This is a genomic window from Streptomyces sp. NPDC088745, assembly GCF_044751045.1.
Lineage (GTDB): Bacteria > Actinomycetota > Actinomycetes > Streptomycetales > Streptomycetaceae > Streptomyces > Streptomyces cremeus.
The window spans coordinates 1-12,749 of the sequence record NZ_JBIVLB010000001.1 but is presented as its reverse complement, the minus strand read 5'-3'; the positions used below and the strand labels follow the sequence as shown (position 1 = coordinate 12,749).

General features: G+C 72.1%; 11 protein-coding genes. 9 read left to right on the top strand and 2 right to left on the bottom strand.

Annotation, left to right across the window (positions count from 1 at the left end):
- Positions 1-34 precede the first annotated feature (34 nt).
- Positions 35-535 carry a metallopeptidase family protein gene (locus ACIP93_RS00055; RefSeq protein WP_380836835.1) on the bottom strand — a complete coding sequence of 167 codons (501 nt, stop codon included), beginning with the start codon at positions 533-535 and terminating at the stop codon, positions 35-37.
- A 308-nt stretch (positions 536-843) separates the two neighbouring features.
- Here ACIP93_RS00055 and ACIP93_RS00050 point away from each other — a divergent pair, with 308 nt between their 5' ends.
- The 8 genes from ACIP93_RS00050 to ACIP93_RS00015 all read left to right on the top strand — a co-directional run bounded on the left by ACIP93_RS00050 (position 844) and on the right by ACIP93_RS00015 (position 10,131).
- The gene (locus ACIP93_RS00050; protein WP_345222333.1) at positions 844-1,281 is read left to right on the top strand and encodes a DUF3499 domain-containing protein; all 438 of its coding nucleotides are present in this window, start codon (positions 844-846) and stop codon (positions 1,279-1,281) included.
- A 97-nt stretch (positions 1,282-1,378) separates the two neighbouring features.
- Positions 1,379-2,743 carry a phosphomannomutase/phosphoglucomutase gene (locus ACIP93_RS00045; protein WP_401753935.1) on the top strand — a complete coding sequence of 455 codons (1,365 nt, stop codon included), beginning with the start codon at positions 1,379-1,381 and terminating at the stop codon, positions 2,741-2,743.
- A 356-nt stretch (positions 2,744-3,099) separates the two neighbouring features.
- Positions 3,100-3,282 carry a Trm112 family protein gene (locus tag ACIP93_RS00040; RefSeq protein ID WP_345222338.1) on the top strand — a complete coding sequence of 61 codons (183 nt, stop codon included), beginning with the start codon at positions 3,100-3,102 and terminating at the stop codon, positions 3,280-3,282.
- 210 nt (positions 3,283-3,492) lie between these two features.
- A complete protein-coding gene (locus ACIP93_RS00035) occupies positions 3,493-4,635 on the top strand; it encodes an SIS domain-containing protein (protein WP_401753930.1) in 1,143 nt (380 codons plus the stop codon).
- Between the two features lie 157 nt (positions 4,636-4,792).
- Positions 4,793-6,070 (top strand): mannose-6-phosphate isomerase, class I, encoded by a 1,278-nt coding sequence (manA, locus tag ACIP93_RS00030; protein ID WP_401753927.1) that lies wholly within the window; start codon positions 4,793-4,795, stop codon positions 6,068-6,070.
- Positions 6,071-6,178: 108 nt separating this feature from the next.
- Positions 6,179-7,156: a cation diffusion facilitator family transporter gene (locus tag ACIP93_RS00025; protein WP_345222345.1), complete on the top strand. Its 978-nt coding sequence runs from the start codon at positions 6,179-6,181 to the stop codon at positions 7,154-7,156.
- 436 nt (positions 7,157-7,592) lie between these two features.
- Entirely contained in the window at positions 7,593-9,050 is a 1,458-nt protein-coding gene (ahcY, locus tag ACIP93_RS00020; RefSeq protein WP_345222347.1) for an adenosylhomocysteinase, read from the top strand.
- Between the two features lie 424 nt (positions 9,051-9,474).
- Positions 9,475-10,131, top strand: coding sequence for a hypothetical protein (locus ACIP93_RS00015; protein ID WP_401753923.1), 657 nt, complete (start codon positions 9,475-9,477; stop codon positions 10,129-10,131).
- On the opposite strand, the gene ACIP93_RS00010 is transcribed toward ACIP93_RS00015, so the two are convergent.
- Positions 10,128-11,165, bottom strand: coding sequence for an RDD family protein (locus ACIP93_RS00010; RefSeq protein WP_401753920.1), 1,038 nt, complete (start codon positions 11,163-11,165; stop codon positions 10,128-10,130). The genes ACIP93_RS00015 and ACIP93_RS00010 overlap by 4 nt on opposite strands.
- Positions 11,166-11,289: 124 nt before the next feature.
- Here ACIP93_RS00010 and ACIP93_RS00005 point away from each other — a divergent pair, with 124 nt between their 5' ends.
- Positions 11,290-12,297: a stage II sporulation protein M gene (locus tag ACIP93_RS00005; protein WP_401753917.1), complete on the top strand. Its 1,008-nt coding sequence runs from the start codon at positions 11,290-11,292 to the stop codon at positions 12,295-12,297.
- Positions 12,298-12,749: the final 452 nt, after the last annotated feature.

Sequence of the window (12,749 nt, the reverse complement as noted above, 5' to 3'; positions counted from 1 at the left end):
CGGGGGCCGCCGCCGGCGCGCCCCCGTACCGCCCTCACTCCTGCCCGTAGCGCGGGTCGACCGACTCCGGCGCCAGCCCCAGCAGCTCCGCGACCTGCTCCACGACCACCTCGTGCACCAGCATCGCCCGCTCGTCACGGCTCTTGGTGCGGATCTCCACCGGACGCCGGTAGACCACCACGCACGCCGGCCGGCCCTCCCGGGAAGGCACCGCACCGCCGAGCGGAACGGGCTCGTCCGACCACTCCTCGGGCCCGTCCGCGGTGGCCGTGCGCGGTACGTCGAGCACCAGGAAGTCGACCTCGGCGAGCTGCGGCCAGCGCCGCTCCAGCCGCTCCACCGAGTCCTGCACGAGATCGCCGAAGGCCTCCGCCCTGCTGGCCGACAGCGGCACCTGCGGCGGTGCGACGGGCCCGCGCATGCCGCGCCCGTGGCGGTCGCGCCTGCGCGGCCGGGGGCCCGTGGGCCGCGGTTCCACGGCGTACGGCTCGGGTGCGTGCGGGTCGGGGGAGCGGGGCGGTCCGGAACTGTCCATCACTGACGCAGCGTAGCCCTCCGCACAGCACGGCGGTCCGCGTCCCGTGCGCGCTCCGCCGGGCTCCCGCCGATCACCCGCCCGGCTTCCGTTCAGCCGCCCTCGCCGTAACAGAATGATCATTTCAGCCAATCACGGGCTCGTTTTCATAACCTCTGCGACCTCTTGCCCCGCTGAAGTCGACCTGTTTCCTCGCCCTCGGCCTCCCCCGGGAAGCCGCCCCGCTCCCGCCCGCGGCGGTCTCCTCGCAGGTCACAACGGTGCCGCCGCCGACGCCGGGCACAGCCGTCCGGGAACGACACGGTGGGGTGACGTGGGGGGAGAGTCGTCGCGGCCCGTTCAAGAGTGCGGTACCGTCCAACGTCGTGAGCCCTGTACGTCGCTGTTCGCGCACTGCGTGCGGTCGTCCTGCCGTCGCGACACTGACGTACGTCTACGCGGACTCGACCGCCGTCCTCGGTCCGCTCGCCACCTACGCCGAGCCGCACTGCTACGACCTGTGCGCCGAGCACTCCGACCGCCTGACCGCACCCCGCGGCTGGGAGGTCGTGCGCCTCACCGACGGCTCCGCCCCGGCCCGCCCCAGCGGTGACGACCTCGAAGCCCTGGCCAACGCGGTCCGCGAGGCCGCCCGGCCGCACGAGCGCCCCGCCGACCCCGACGCCACCGGCGCGCGCACCGTGAATCCGGCCTCCCCTTCCGCCGCCCGCCGCGGCCACCTGCGGGTCCTGCGCTCGCCCGAGTAGGCGCCGGCTCCGCCCGCGATGCGTCACCGCAGGGTCCGAAGAACCCCCGTACGGGTAGTTTGGGGCGACCGAACAGGACTTTTCCAAGGGGTGGCACGTGGCTGCTGATCTGTCGCAGATCGTGAAGGCGTACGACGTACGCGGGGTGGTGCCCGACCAGTGGGACGAGCACCTCGCGGAACTCTTCGGAGCCGCCTTCGTCCAGGTCACGGGCGCCGAATCGATCGCCGTCGGCCACGACATGCGGCCCTCGTCGCCCGGCCTCGCGCGCGCCTTCGCGCTCGGCGCGGCGGCCCGCGGCGCCGACGTCACCGAGATCGGCCTCTGCTCGACGGACCAGCTGTACTACGCATCGGGCACCCTGGACGTCCCCGGCGCCATGTTCACCGCCTCGCACAACCCGGCGCAGTACAACGGCATCAAGATGTGCCGCGCGGGCGCCGCCCCGGTCGGCCAGGACACCGGCCTCGCGGAGATCCGCGCCCTGGTCGAGGAGTGGTCGCAGGCCGGAGCCCCGGCACCGGTGGACGCCCCGGGAACCCTCGTCTCCCGCGACACGTTGCAGGACTACGCGGCCCACCTGCTGTCCCTCGTCGACCTCTCCGCGATGCGCCCGCTGAAGGTCGTCGTCGACGCGGGCAACGGCATGGGCGGGCACACGGTCCCGACCGTCTTCGCCGCCCTGCCCGTCACCCTCGTACCGATGTACTTCGAACTCGACGGGACCTTCCCCCACCACGAGGCGAACCCGCTCGACCCGAAGAACATCGTGGACCTCCAGGCCCGCGTCCTGGCCGAGGGCGCCGACCTCGGCCTCGCCTTCGACGGCGACGCCGACCGCTGCTTCGTCGTGGACGAGAAGGGCGTGGGCGTCTCCCCGTCCGCCGTCACCGCGCTGGTCGCCGCCCGTGAACTCGCCCGCAACGGCGGCCGGGGCACGGTCATCCACAACCTGATCACCTCGTGGTCCGTCCCCGAGGTCGTCCGCGAACACGGCGGCACCCCGGTGCGCACCCGCGTCGGCCACTCCTTCATCAAGCAGGAGATGGCGACCACCGGTGCCATCTTCGGCGGCGAGCACTCCGCGCACTACTACTTCAAGGACTTCTGGAACGCGGACACGGGCATGCTCGCCGCCCTGCACGTCCTCGCCGCCCTCGGCGGCCAGGAGACCCCCCTCTCCGCGCTCCTCGCCTCCTACGACCGCTACGCGGGCTCCGGTGAGATCAACTCCACCGTCGCCGACCAGGCCGCCAGCACCGCCGCCGTGCAGGCCGCCTACGCCGGCCTCCCGGACACCACCCTCGACCACCTCGACGGCCTCACGGTCTCCAGCACCGACTGGTGGTTCAACCTCCGCGCCTCCAACACGGAGCCCCTGCTGCGCCTCAACGTCGAGGCCCGCGACGACTCCACCATGCGCAAACTCCGCGACGACGTCCTCGCCCTGATCCGCACCTGACCCCAGAACCCCACCCCCTTCGGACGGGGAGCCACCCCCCCCACGTGGGCGACGGGCCCGCCCTGCCCCCGCCCCTATGGGCGGCGGGCCGCCTTCCTCACTCCCCCCAGCCCCCTTGGGCGACGGGGCCGCCCCAAGGGGGCGGGACGGGCGGGCAAGGGGGCGGCCCCTCCCGCTCCCGGCCCACCCGGGTGCCGCCCCTGCCCGAGCACCTGCGCCGGGCACCCTCCCCACCGCGCCCCGCCCCCCGCCCCGGGCCCGACCCCGCACCCCTCACCCCCGGCAGGCCCCCACCCCACCCCACCCCAGCGATAAGCTGACCCCACCCCACCCACGCCCCCCGAAAGGACCACCCCATGCCCCTCGAAGCCGGCCTCCTGGAGATCCTCGCCTGCCCGGCCTGTCACTCCCCCCTCGGCGACAAGTCGGCCGCCGACACCCCGGAACTGATCTGCACCAGCAAGGACTGCGGCCTCGCCTACCCCGTCCGCGACGGCATCCCGGTCCTCCTGGTCGACGAGGCCCGCCGCCCCGCCTGATCCGCCACGCTCCGACCCCGGCCGACGCCGCGCGCCCCGGCCGGGCCACCCGTCCGCAGCACATCGGGCGCACACCCCAAGCACACCCGCAGCCCACCCGGCACCCATCCCGCACCCCCAGCCCACCCGGAGCAGGGACCCAGCACCCCGATCCCCCTCCGCACGAGCTCCAAGCCCTCATCCGTGCACGGCGATCGGAGGCCCCACCCCATGCTTGACGATTCGCTCCTCGACAGCCCCGAAGCACTGGCCCGCGCCGACCACCGCGGCCTCCTGCGCGGCGCCGCCGAAGCCGGAGCCCGGGTCCGCACCGCCGTCCGGCACGCCACCGAAGCCGGCCTCGCCGACCTCAAGCCCGACGGCCGCCCCCGCGCCGTACTGATCGCGGGCCCCGGCGTCGCCGCCACCGGCGTGGCCGACCTGCTGGCCTCCCTCGCGGGCGCCACCTGCCCGGTGACGCACCTGCGCCCGACCGGCGTCGCCCCCGCCGCGGGCGCCCTGCGCTGGTCCCTCCCCGGCTGGGCGGGCCCCGTCGACCTGCTCCTCCTCGTCACCACGGACGGCGCCGAACCCGGCCTCGCCCTCCTCGCCGAGCAGGCCTACCGCCGAGGCTGCACCGTCGTCGCCGTCGCCCCCCAGCGCTCCCCGCTGAGCGAGTCCGTCAACGGCGCGACCGGCCTCCTCGTCCCGATGGCCGTCGCCCCGTACGAGGAGGAGTACGACGACGGCTCGACCGCGGGCCCCGGCCCGCTCTGGGCCCTCCTCACCCCGCTCCTGGTCCTGCTGGACCGGGTCGGCCTGCTCTCCGCCCCGCCGGACACCCTCCAGGGCGTCGCCGACCGCCTGGACCGCACCGCCGAACGCTGCGGCCCCGCGATCGTGACCTACAGCAACCCCGCCAAGACCCTCGCCTCCGAACTCGTCGACGCCCTCCCGCTCGTGTGGACCGAAGGCATCCTCGCGGCCCCGGCCGGCCGCCGCTTCGCCGCCGTCCTGGCCGAACTCGCCGGCCGCCCCGCCCTCGCCGCCGAACTCCCCGAGGCGCTGCCCGCCCACGGCATGCTCCTCACCGGCGGGTACGCCGCCGGGGCCGACCCGGACGACTTCTTCCGCGACCGGGTGGACGAACCGCAGGCCCTGCGCGCCCGCGTGGTCCTGCTCCGCGACCGCCCCACCGGAGGCCTCTCCGCCGCCCCCGCCGCCCGCGAGCTCGCCCTCGGCCACGACACCCCCCTGAGCGAACTCGAACCCGAAGAGGGCGGCGAACTGGAAAGCCTCGCCGAACTCCTCGCCGTCACCGACTTCGCGACCGCCTACCTCGCCCTCGCCGCCACCGCACCCCCCGCCGCCTGACCACCGGCACCCCGTCGTCGGCACCCGCCGCCGACCCCGCTTACGCAACGCCAGAAAACCCTCTCTTCTCTCCTGCTCCACGGACTCGTCGCCGGGACGTCCCGGTCGTCCCCGAGGATCGAGTCCGCACCACGGCCCCGGACCGGAAAGAGCCACCATGGATCGCCTCGCCAACACCGTGCGCCCCTACGCCTGGGGTTCCGTGACCGCCATCCCGGAACTCCTCGGCACCGAGCCCACCGGCGAACCGCAGGCCGAACTGTGGATGGGCGCCCACCCCGGCGCACCCTCCCGCATCGCCCGCCCCACCCGGGGCGCCCACGGCACACCCGCCGCCCGCGACGCCGCAGGCGCCGTCGACCGGCCCACGGACAGCGACCCCCAGGCGCTCCGGCCGCTCCGGCCGCTCTCCGACGTCATCGCCGCCGACCCCGAGGGCGAGCTCGGCCCGGCGGCGGTGAAGAAGTTCGGCCCGCGACTGCCGTTCCTCTTCAAGGTGCTCGCCGCCGGGGCACCCCTCTCGCTCCAGGTCCACCCGAACCTCGCCCAGGCGCAGGAGGGATACGCCGACGAGGAACGACGCGGAGTCCCCGTCGACGCCCCGGACCGCAACTACAAGGACGCCAACCACAAGCCCGAACTCATCTGCGCGCTCACCGGGTTCAACGGACTGTGCGGCTTCCGGGTTCCCGCCGAATCGGCCGACCTCCTCGACGCCCTCGCCGTCGACTCCCTCAAGCCCTACGCCGACCTGCTGCGGGCCCACCCCGAGGAAGCCGCCCTGCGCGAAGTCCTCACCGCCGTACTGACCGCCGACCCCGCCGACATGGCCGCCACCGTCACCGCGACCGCCCACGCCGCCGCCCGCCTGGCCGCCGACCCCGCCACCGCCCCCACCGAAGCAGCCGCGTACGCGGCCTACGCCGGCCTCGCCCACCACTTCCCCGGCGACCCGGGCGTCCTCGCCGCGATGCTCCTCAACCACGTCCGGCTCCAGCCCGGCGAAGCCCTCTTCCTCGGCGCCGGCGTCCCGCACGCCTACCTCGACGGCCTCGGCGTGGAGATCATGGCCAACTCCGACAACGTCCTGCGCTGCGGCCTCACCCCCAAGCACGTCGACGTCCCCGAACTCCTGCGCGTCGTGCGCTTCGAAGCCACCGACCCCGGAGTCCTGCGCCCCGAAGCCGCCCCCGACGGCGAGGAGCTGTACGACACCCCGATCGACGAGTTCCGGCTCTCCCGCTACGTCCTCGCCGCCGACGCCGCCCCGGCCCGCCTCCCGGCCGGCGCCCCGCAGATCCTCCTGTGCACCGCCGGCTCCCCGCGCGCGGGCGACCTCCCCCTGGCCCCGGGCGAGTCCGTCTTCGTACCGGCCGACGAAAAGACCGAACTGTCCGGCCCTGGCACCGTATTCCGGGCCACCATCGCCGTCTGACGCACCACCGGCCCCCCTCGCCCCGCCAAGCTGCAACAATGTGCCGCCACACCCACAGCGGCGCTCGGGCCGCAGCACCCAGGACATCCAGGAAGGAACCCTGCACCCATGAGCGCGTCAGGCGGCACCAAGGCAATCGTGGCGGCACTCGCAGCCAACCTCGCGATCGCCGTAGCAAAGTTCGTGGCGTTCCTCTTCAGTGGTTCGTCCTCGATGCTCGCGGAGAGCGTCCACTCGCTCGCCGACTCCGGCAACCAGGGCCTGCTCCTGCTCGGCGGCAAGAAGGCCAAGCGCGAAGCCACCCCGGAACACCCCTTCGGCTACGGCCGCGAGCGTTACATCTACGCCTTCCTCGTCTCCATCGTCCTGTTCACCGTCGGTGGCATGTTCGCCATCTACGAGGGCTACGAGAAGATCCACGACCCGCACGAGATCGAGGCCTGGTACTGGCCGGTCGGCGTCCTCGTCTTCGCGATCATCGCGGAGAGCTTCTCCTTCCGCACCGCGATCAAGGAGTCCAACCAGACCCGCGGCAACCAGTCCTGGAAGAACTTCGTCCGCCGCGCCAAGGCCCCCGAGCTCCCCGTCGTGCTGCTCGAAGACCTCGGCGCCCTGGTCGGCCTGGTCCTCGCCCTGGTCGGCGTCAGCCTCGCCCTCGCCACCGGCAACGGCGTCTGGGACGGCATCGGCACCCTCTGCATCGGCATCCTGCTGATCGCCATCGCGATCATCCTCGCCGCCGAGACCAAGTCCCTCCTGCTCGGCGAGGCCGCCGGCACCGAGGAGGTCGCCAAGATCAAGGCCGCGATCGTCGCCGACGACAACGTCACCGACGTCATCCACATGCGCACCCTGCACCTCGGCCCCGAGGAACTCCTCGTCGCCGCCAAGATCGCCGTCCAGCACGACGACACCGCAGCCGAGGTCGCCTCCGCGATCAACGCCGCCGAGGACCGCATCCGCGCCGCGGTCCCGATCGCCCGCGTCATCTACCTGGAGCCGGACATCTACAGCGAGTCCGCCGCGGCCTCGGGCCGGAACCCGGCCCGCACGCCGGGCGGCCCCACCCCCGACAAGACCCTCTGACCGCACCTCGCCCACCCTCGAAGGCCCCGCCGCCCCCGGCGCGGGCCTTCGGCCTTTCCCTGGTCCGACCGTACGATTTTCGGCCCCGCCCCCACGCCGCTCCCGCACCCGGCCGACCCACGGCACGCACCCCTCGTGACCAGCACCGAACCCGCCCCCGGGCCCCGAACACCCCGAAATGCCCCGCCCCGCAACGCGACTTCCGCCGGGCCCGGTCCCAGGGGCGGACTGGGGCCGACTGGGCCGATCGGTGTAAGTTCGTAGACCTAGCCAGACGTCGCTGCTGATGGCGGTCGGGCGGTCCGCAGGACCGGCCGAGGGAGAGAGGGCCTCCGACGGACTGCGCTGCGAGTGCTCGGGCATTCGTGTGTTCGCATGCCCGTCGCCGCAGATCAGCCGCAACCACCTCGAACGACCTCACGAGGAGCAGCACTTCATGACGACTGACGCCACCGGCCAGGACTTCAAGGTCGCCGACCTCTCCCTCGCCGCCTTCGGCCGCAAGGAGATCACTCTCGCCGAGCACGAGATGCCCGGCCTGATGTCGATCCGCAAGGAGTACGCCGCCGCCCAGCCCCTCGCGGGCGCCCGCATCACCGGCTCCCTCCACATGACCGTCCAGACCGCGGTCCTCATCGAGACCCTGGTCGCCCTCGGCGCCGAGGTCCGCTGGGCCTCCTGCAACATCTTCTCCACCCAGGACCACGCCGCCGCCGCCATCGCGGTCGGCCCCGAAGGCACCCCCGAGGACCCCCGCGGCGTCCCGGTCTTCGCCTGGAAGGGCGAGACCCTGGAGGAGTACTGGTGGTGCACGGAGCAGGCCCTGACCTGGCCGAACACCCCCACCGGCGGCCCGAACATGATCCTGGACGACGGCGGCGACGCCACCCTCCTCGTCCACAAGGGTGTCGAGTTCGAGAAGGCGGGCGCCGCCCCGGACCCGTCCACCGCGGACTCCGAGGAGTACGCGCACATCCTCACGCTCCTCAACCGCACCCTCGGTGAGAGCCCCCAGAAGTGGACCCAGCTCGCCTCCGAGATCCGCGGCGTGACCGAGGAGACCACCACCGGCGTCCACCGCCTGTACGAGATGCACCGGGACCAGACGCTCCTCTTCCCGGCGATCAACGTGAACGACGCCGTCACCAAGTCGAAGTTCGACAACAAGTACGGCTGCCGCCACTCCTTGATCGACGGCATCAACCGCGCCACCGACGTCCTCATCGGCGGCAAGGTCGCGGTCGTCTTCGGCTACGGCGACGTCGGCAAGGGCTGCGCCGAGTCCCTCCGGGGCCAGGGCGCCCGCGTCATCATCACCGAGATCGACCCCATCTGCGCCCTCCAGGCCGCGATGGACGGCTACCAGGTCGCCACCCTCGACGACGTGGTGGAGACGGCCGACATCTTCATCACCACCACCGGCAACAAGGACATCATCATGGCCGCCGACATGGCCAAGATGAAGCACCAGGCCATCGTCGGGAACATCGGCCACTTCGACAACGAGATCGACATGGCCGGCCTGGCCAAGATCCCCGGCATCGTCAAGGACGAGGTCAAGCCCCAGGTCCACACCTGGACCTTCCCCGACGGCAAGGTCCTCATCGTCCTCTCCGAGGGCCGCCTCCTGAACCTGGGCAACGCCACCGGCCACCCCTCCTTCGTGATGTCCAACTCCTTCGCGGACCAGACCCTGGCCCAGATCGAGCTGTTCACCAAGCCGGAGGAGTACCCGACCGACGTCTACGTGCTCCCCAAGCACCTCGACGAGAAGGTCGCCCGCCTCCACCTCGACGCCCTCGGCGTCAAGCTCACGACCCTCCGCCCGGAGCAGGCCGACTACATCGGCGTCAAGGTCGAGGGCCCGTACAAGCCGGACCACTACCGCTACTGATCCGACCGGCAGCACGCCGCTCCCCAGCAGCAGCCGACAGCCCAGCTGTCCCGCAGGCCCCCGCCACCCAGTGCCGGGGGCCTGCCCCGTCCCCACGGCCGCCCCCGGCCCACCAGCCCCCGCCCCCCGGGCACCCCGCGCGCCGCCGACCGGAAGTCCCCACCCCCTTCACGTCCTACGGCCCACCACCGGACCGGACCCCGCACGCACCACGGCCCCCACGACCCGCCTCCCCGTACGATCCGCACCGGACGGGCCGACACACCGCCCCCCACCGGAGCCCCGCGACCCGCCGACGGAACTGCGCACGACCGGCGGCCCGCACGCCTCTCCGCCCGACGACCCGCGCGTCCCCGACGCGCCGGCCCTCCCACGCCCCCGCAGGGCCCGGCCCTCAAGCGACCCGAAGGACCCGAAACACCCCATGCCCCGCGGCCGATATTCGCTCCACGATCCCCACGACCACCGCCCCCTCGGCGAAGAACATTTCCACTGCGCACCCGGCCCCTCCGGCTGGCGCTACGTCTCCCAGACCACCACCCCTTCCGGCGACCACGCCGGTTCCGTCGACCTCGCCCTCGACGACCTCGGCCGCCCCATCCGCCTCGAACTCCACGCCGCGAGCTGGCAGGTCCGGGGCGCCGCCCTGGACGGCGTCACCTGGGTCCGTACCGACCCGACCGGGGTTCACGCCACCGAAGGCAATGTCCGCGCCCACGCCTTCACCGGCACTTCCCCGGCGTTCCTCGTCGCCCTCTCCCGTCTCCTGCGCCTCACCCCCGCTTCCCCGGCCACTCGCGTCCGTCTGGTCTGCTTCACGGACCCGGTCCTGGCACCACGTACGCTCGACCAGTCCTGGTCCTTGGTGAAAAGCGAAGCACACGCCACTGACAACGGACCCCTGACCGTGGACGAATACCAGGTCAACGACCTGGACACCGGGGAACAACATCAGGTCCACATCGCGGGCGACGTCGTCCTCTCCGCCCCGGGCATCGAGCTGGAGGACCTGGAAACCCCACCCTCGGCCTTCCCCACCGATCCCCCCGAGCCCACAGACCCGGCCCCCACCAACTCCTAAGCCGGCGGCACAAACCCCGTTCCCGCAGACTTCCCACCCTCCCGCCCCATCACAGACCCTCCAGGAGCAGGAGCAGGAGCAGGAGCAGGAGCAGGAGCAGGAGCAGGAGCAGGAGCAGGAGCAGGCGAGCCGCCACCCGGAGCCCCACCGGGCCCGGTCATCTCCGGCCCCCCATCCGTCACCGAGCCGTACGCACCCCCCAGCCCGGCGATCCCACCCTGACCAGCCGCCCCCGGCACATCCGCTGCCGCCACACCGGCGTGCGGCAACCCCGCACCTGCCCCCGCCCCCCGCGTCACCCGCCGCGCGTCCCTCATCTGCCGCTCCTGCACCACCGCCGCCAGATACGCGGCCGGCGCCACCCCCTGAGGTATGTCCACCCCGGTGCGCTCCGCGAGGTCCCCGGCCAGCCGCTCCGCCATACGTGCCCCGACCTGCGGGTCCAACTGCCGCATCCGGGTCAGGTACTGACGTACCGCAAGCCACAGACCGTCAGGCACCCGCGACAGATCCAACGAGGCGAACCGCCCCGCCAGCCACGGCGGAGGAGGCGGAACCGCGTCGACCCGCCCCGCCGACACCCGTTCCCGCACCACCAGCGTCCCCGCGAACACATCCCCGATCCGCCGCCCCCGCTCGGAGACCAGGGACGCGACACAGGCCACCACCCCGAACGTCGCGAGGATCTCCACGACCCCCACCGCTCCCCGCACCAACGCGTGCCGGAACCGGATCGGGCCACCGTCGTCCCTGACCACCCGCAGCCCGCAGACCAATTTTCCGAGGGACTTCCCACGGGTCAGCGTCTCCACGGCGATCGGCACCCCCACGAGCACCAGCAGAAACGATCCGACCATGACCGCTGCCGCAGCCGCCTCGTCCAGCGACGCGGTGGCCAGCACCAGCCCCAGCGAAATGCCGAGATACAGCGCCCAGATCACCACCATGTCGATGAGCAGCGCCAGGGCCCGGCTCGGCAGACGCGCGGGCCGCACCCCCAGCACGACCGCATCGCCCGTCACGAACCCGCTCACCGGTGCCACCTCTCGCAGCCCTTCCCGCCCCTGAAATCCTCAGTCTGCCAAGCTGACAACCAGCGCGCGCAGTGCTGTGCCATCCCGTCGGACCCGGACCCAGTGCCTGGAGCAGCAGCCGATCATGGACCTCGACGTCTTCGTGACCGCCCACCACGCCGAGTGGGACCGCCTCGACCGCCTCCTGGGCCGCAGCCGCCGTCTGAACGGCACGGAGATCGACGAGCTCGTTACCCTCTACCAGCGCACCGCCACGCACCTCTCCCTCCTCCAATCGACGACTCCCGACCCCGTTCTCGTCGCCCGCCTCACCCAGCTCGTGGCCCGCGCCCGCTCCACCGTCACCGGCACCCGCCGCGCCTCCTGGCGCGACGCGGCCCGTTTCCTGACCCACGGCTTTCCGGCGGCCGTCTACCGCTCCCGCCGCTGGTGGATCCCCACCGCACTGCTCTCCATAGCCGTAGCCGCCGCCATCGGCTGGTGGATCGCCGCCCACCCCGAGGTCCAGGCCTCGATAGGGGCACCGGCCGACCTCCGCGAGATGACCCGCCCCGGCGGCCAGTACGAGACGTACTACTCCAGCCACCCCGCCGCCTCCTTCGCCGCCCAGGTCTGGACGAACAACGCTCAGGCAGCAGCCATGTGTCTCGTCCTGGGCGCCTTCCTCTGTGTTCCGGTCCTCTGGGTCCTCTTCCTCAACATGCTCAACCTCGGCGTGGGTATCGGCCTGATGTCCTCCGCGGGACGCCTCGACACCTTCCTCGGCCTGGTCGCACCGCACGGCCTCCTGGAACTCACTGCCGTCTTCGTCGCCGCCGGCACCGGCCTGCGCCTCGGCTGGACCCTCATCGATCCAGGCCCCCGCACCCGCCGCGCCGCCGTGGCCGAAGAGGGCAGGGCAGCCCTGGGCATGGCCCTCGGCCTCGCCCTGGTCCTCTTCGTCTCCGGCCTGATCGAAGGCTTCGTCACCCCCTCGGGCCTCCCCACCTGGGCCCGCATCACCATCGGCGTCGTCGCAGAGCTGGCCTTCCTTGTGTACGTGTACGTATGCGGAGGCCGCGCGGCCCGATCCGGCGAACAGGGCGATGTCGAACTCGCTGACCGCAGTGCCGGGCTCCCGACCGCCGCGTGATGTGCAGGCACCCCGTCTGACCTGCTAGTCTTCTCTTCGCCCCAAGGTCATTGACATGGCTTCAAGGGGGAGGTAGATTCGAACGGTTGCCACGAGTTGGACAAACTCTGAGGCAGCCAGTTAGCATCTCTCTCGCTCTCCTGGAAAATTGATTCCACGTGAGGGTCTTCCGATTGCCTTTCAGAATCACGAAGCCGATTAACTCGGCCGAAATACTTCTGATAGAGTCGGAGCCGCCGGAAAGGGAAAACGCGAAAGCGAAGAACCTGGAAAGCATCGAGCAGAATCCGAGGAAATCGGCACTGGAAACAGTCTGATAGAGTCGGAGACGCAAGAACAACAGAAACACCGAACGAAAACGTCCGGAGGAAAGCCCGCAGGGGTGAGTACGAAGGAAGCGTCCGTTCCTTGAGAACTCAACAGCGTGCCAAAAGTCAACGCCAAATATGTTG

Coding starts and splice junctions, on each gene's coding strand:
- ACIP93_RS00005 (WP_401753917.1), top strand. CDS start 11,290: ATGGACCTCGACGTCTTCGTGACCGCCCACCACGCCGAGTGGGACCGC.
- ahcY (WP_345222347.1), top strand. CDS start 7,593: ATGACGACTGACGCCACCGGCCAGGACTTCAAGGTCGCCGACCTCTCC.
- manA (WP_401753927.1), top strand. CDS start 4,793: ATGGATCGCCTCGCCAACACCGTGCGCCCCTACGCCTGGGGTTCCGTG.
- ACIP93_RS00025 (WP_345222345.1), top strand. CDS start 6,179: ATGAGCGCGTCAGGCGGCACCAAGGCAATCGTGGCGGCACTCGCAGCC.
- ACIP93_RS00035 (WP_401753930.1), top strand. CDS start 3,493: ATGCTTGACGATTCGCTCCTCGACAGCCCCGAAGCACTGGCCCGCGCC.
- ACIP93_RS00055 (WP_380836835.1), bottom strand. CDS start 535: ATGGACAGTTCCGGACCGCCCCGCTCCCCCGACCCGCACGCACCCGAG.
- ACIP93_RS00015 (WP_401753923.1), top strand. CDS start 9,475: ATGCCCCGCGGCCGATATTCGCTCCACGATCCCCACGACCACCGCCCC.
- ACIP93_RS00040 (WP_345222338.1), top strand. CDS start 3,100: ATGCCCCTCGAAGCCGGCCTCCTGGAGATCCTCGCCTGCCCGGCCTGT.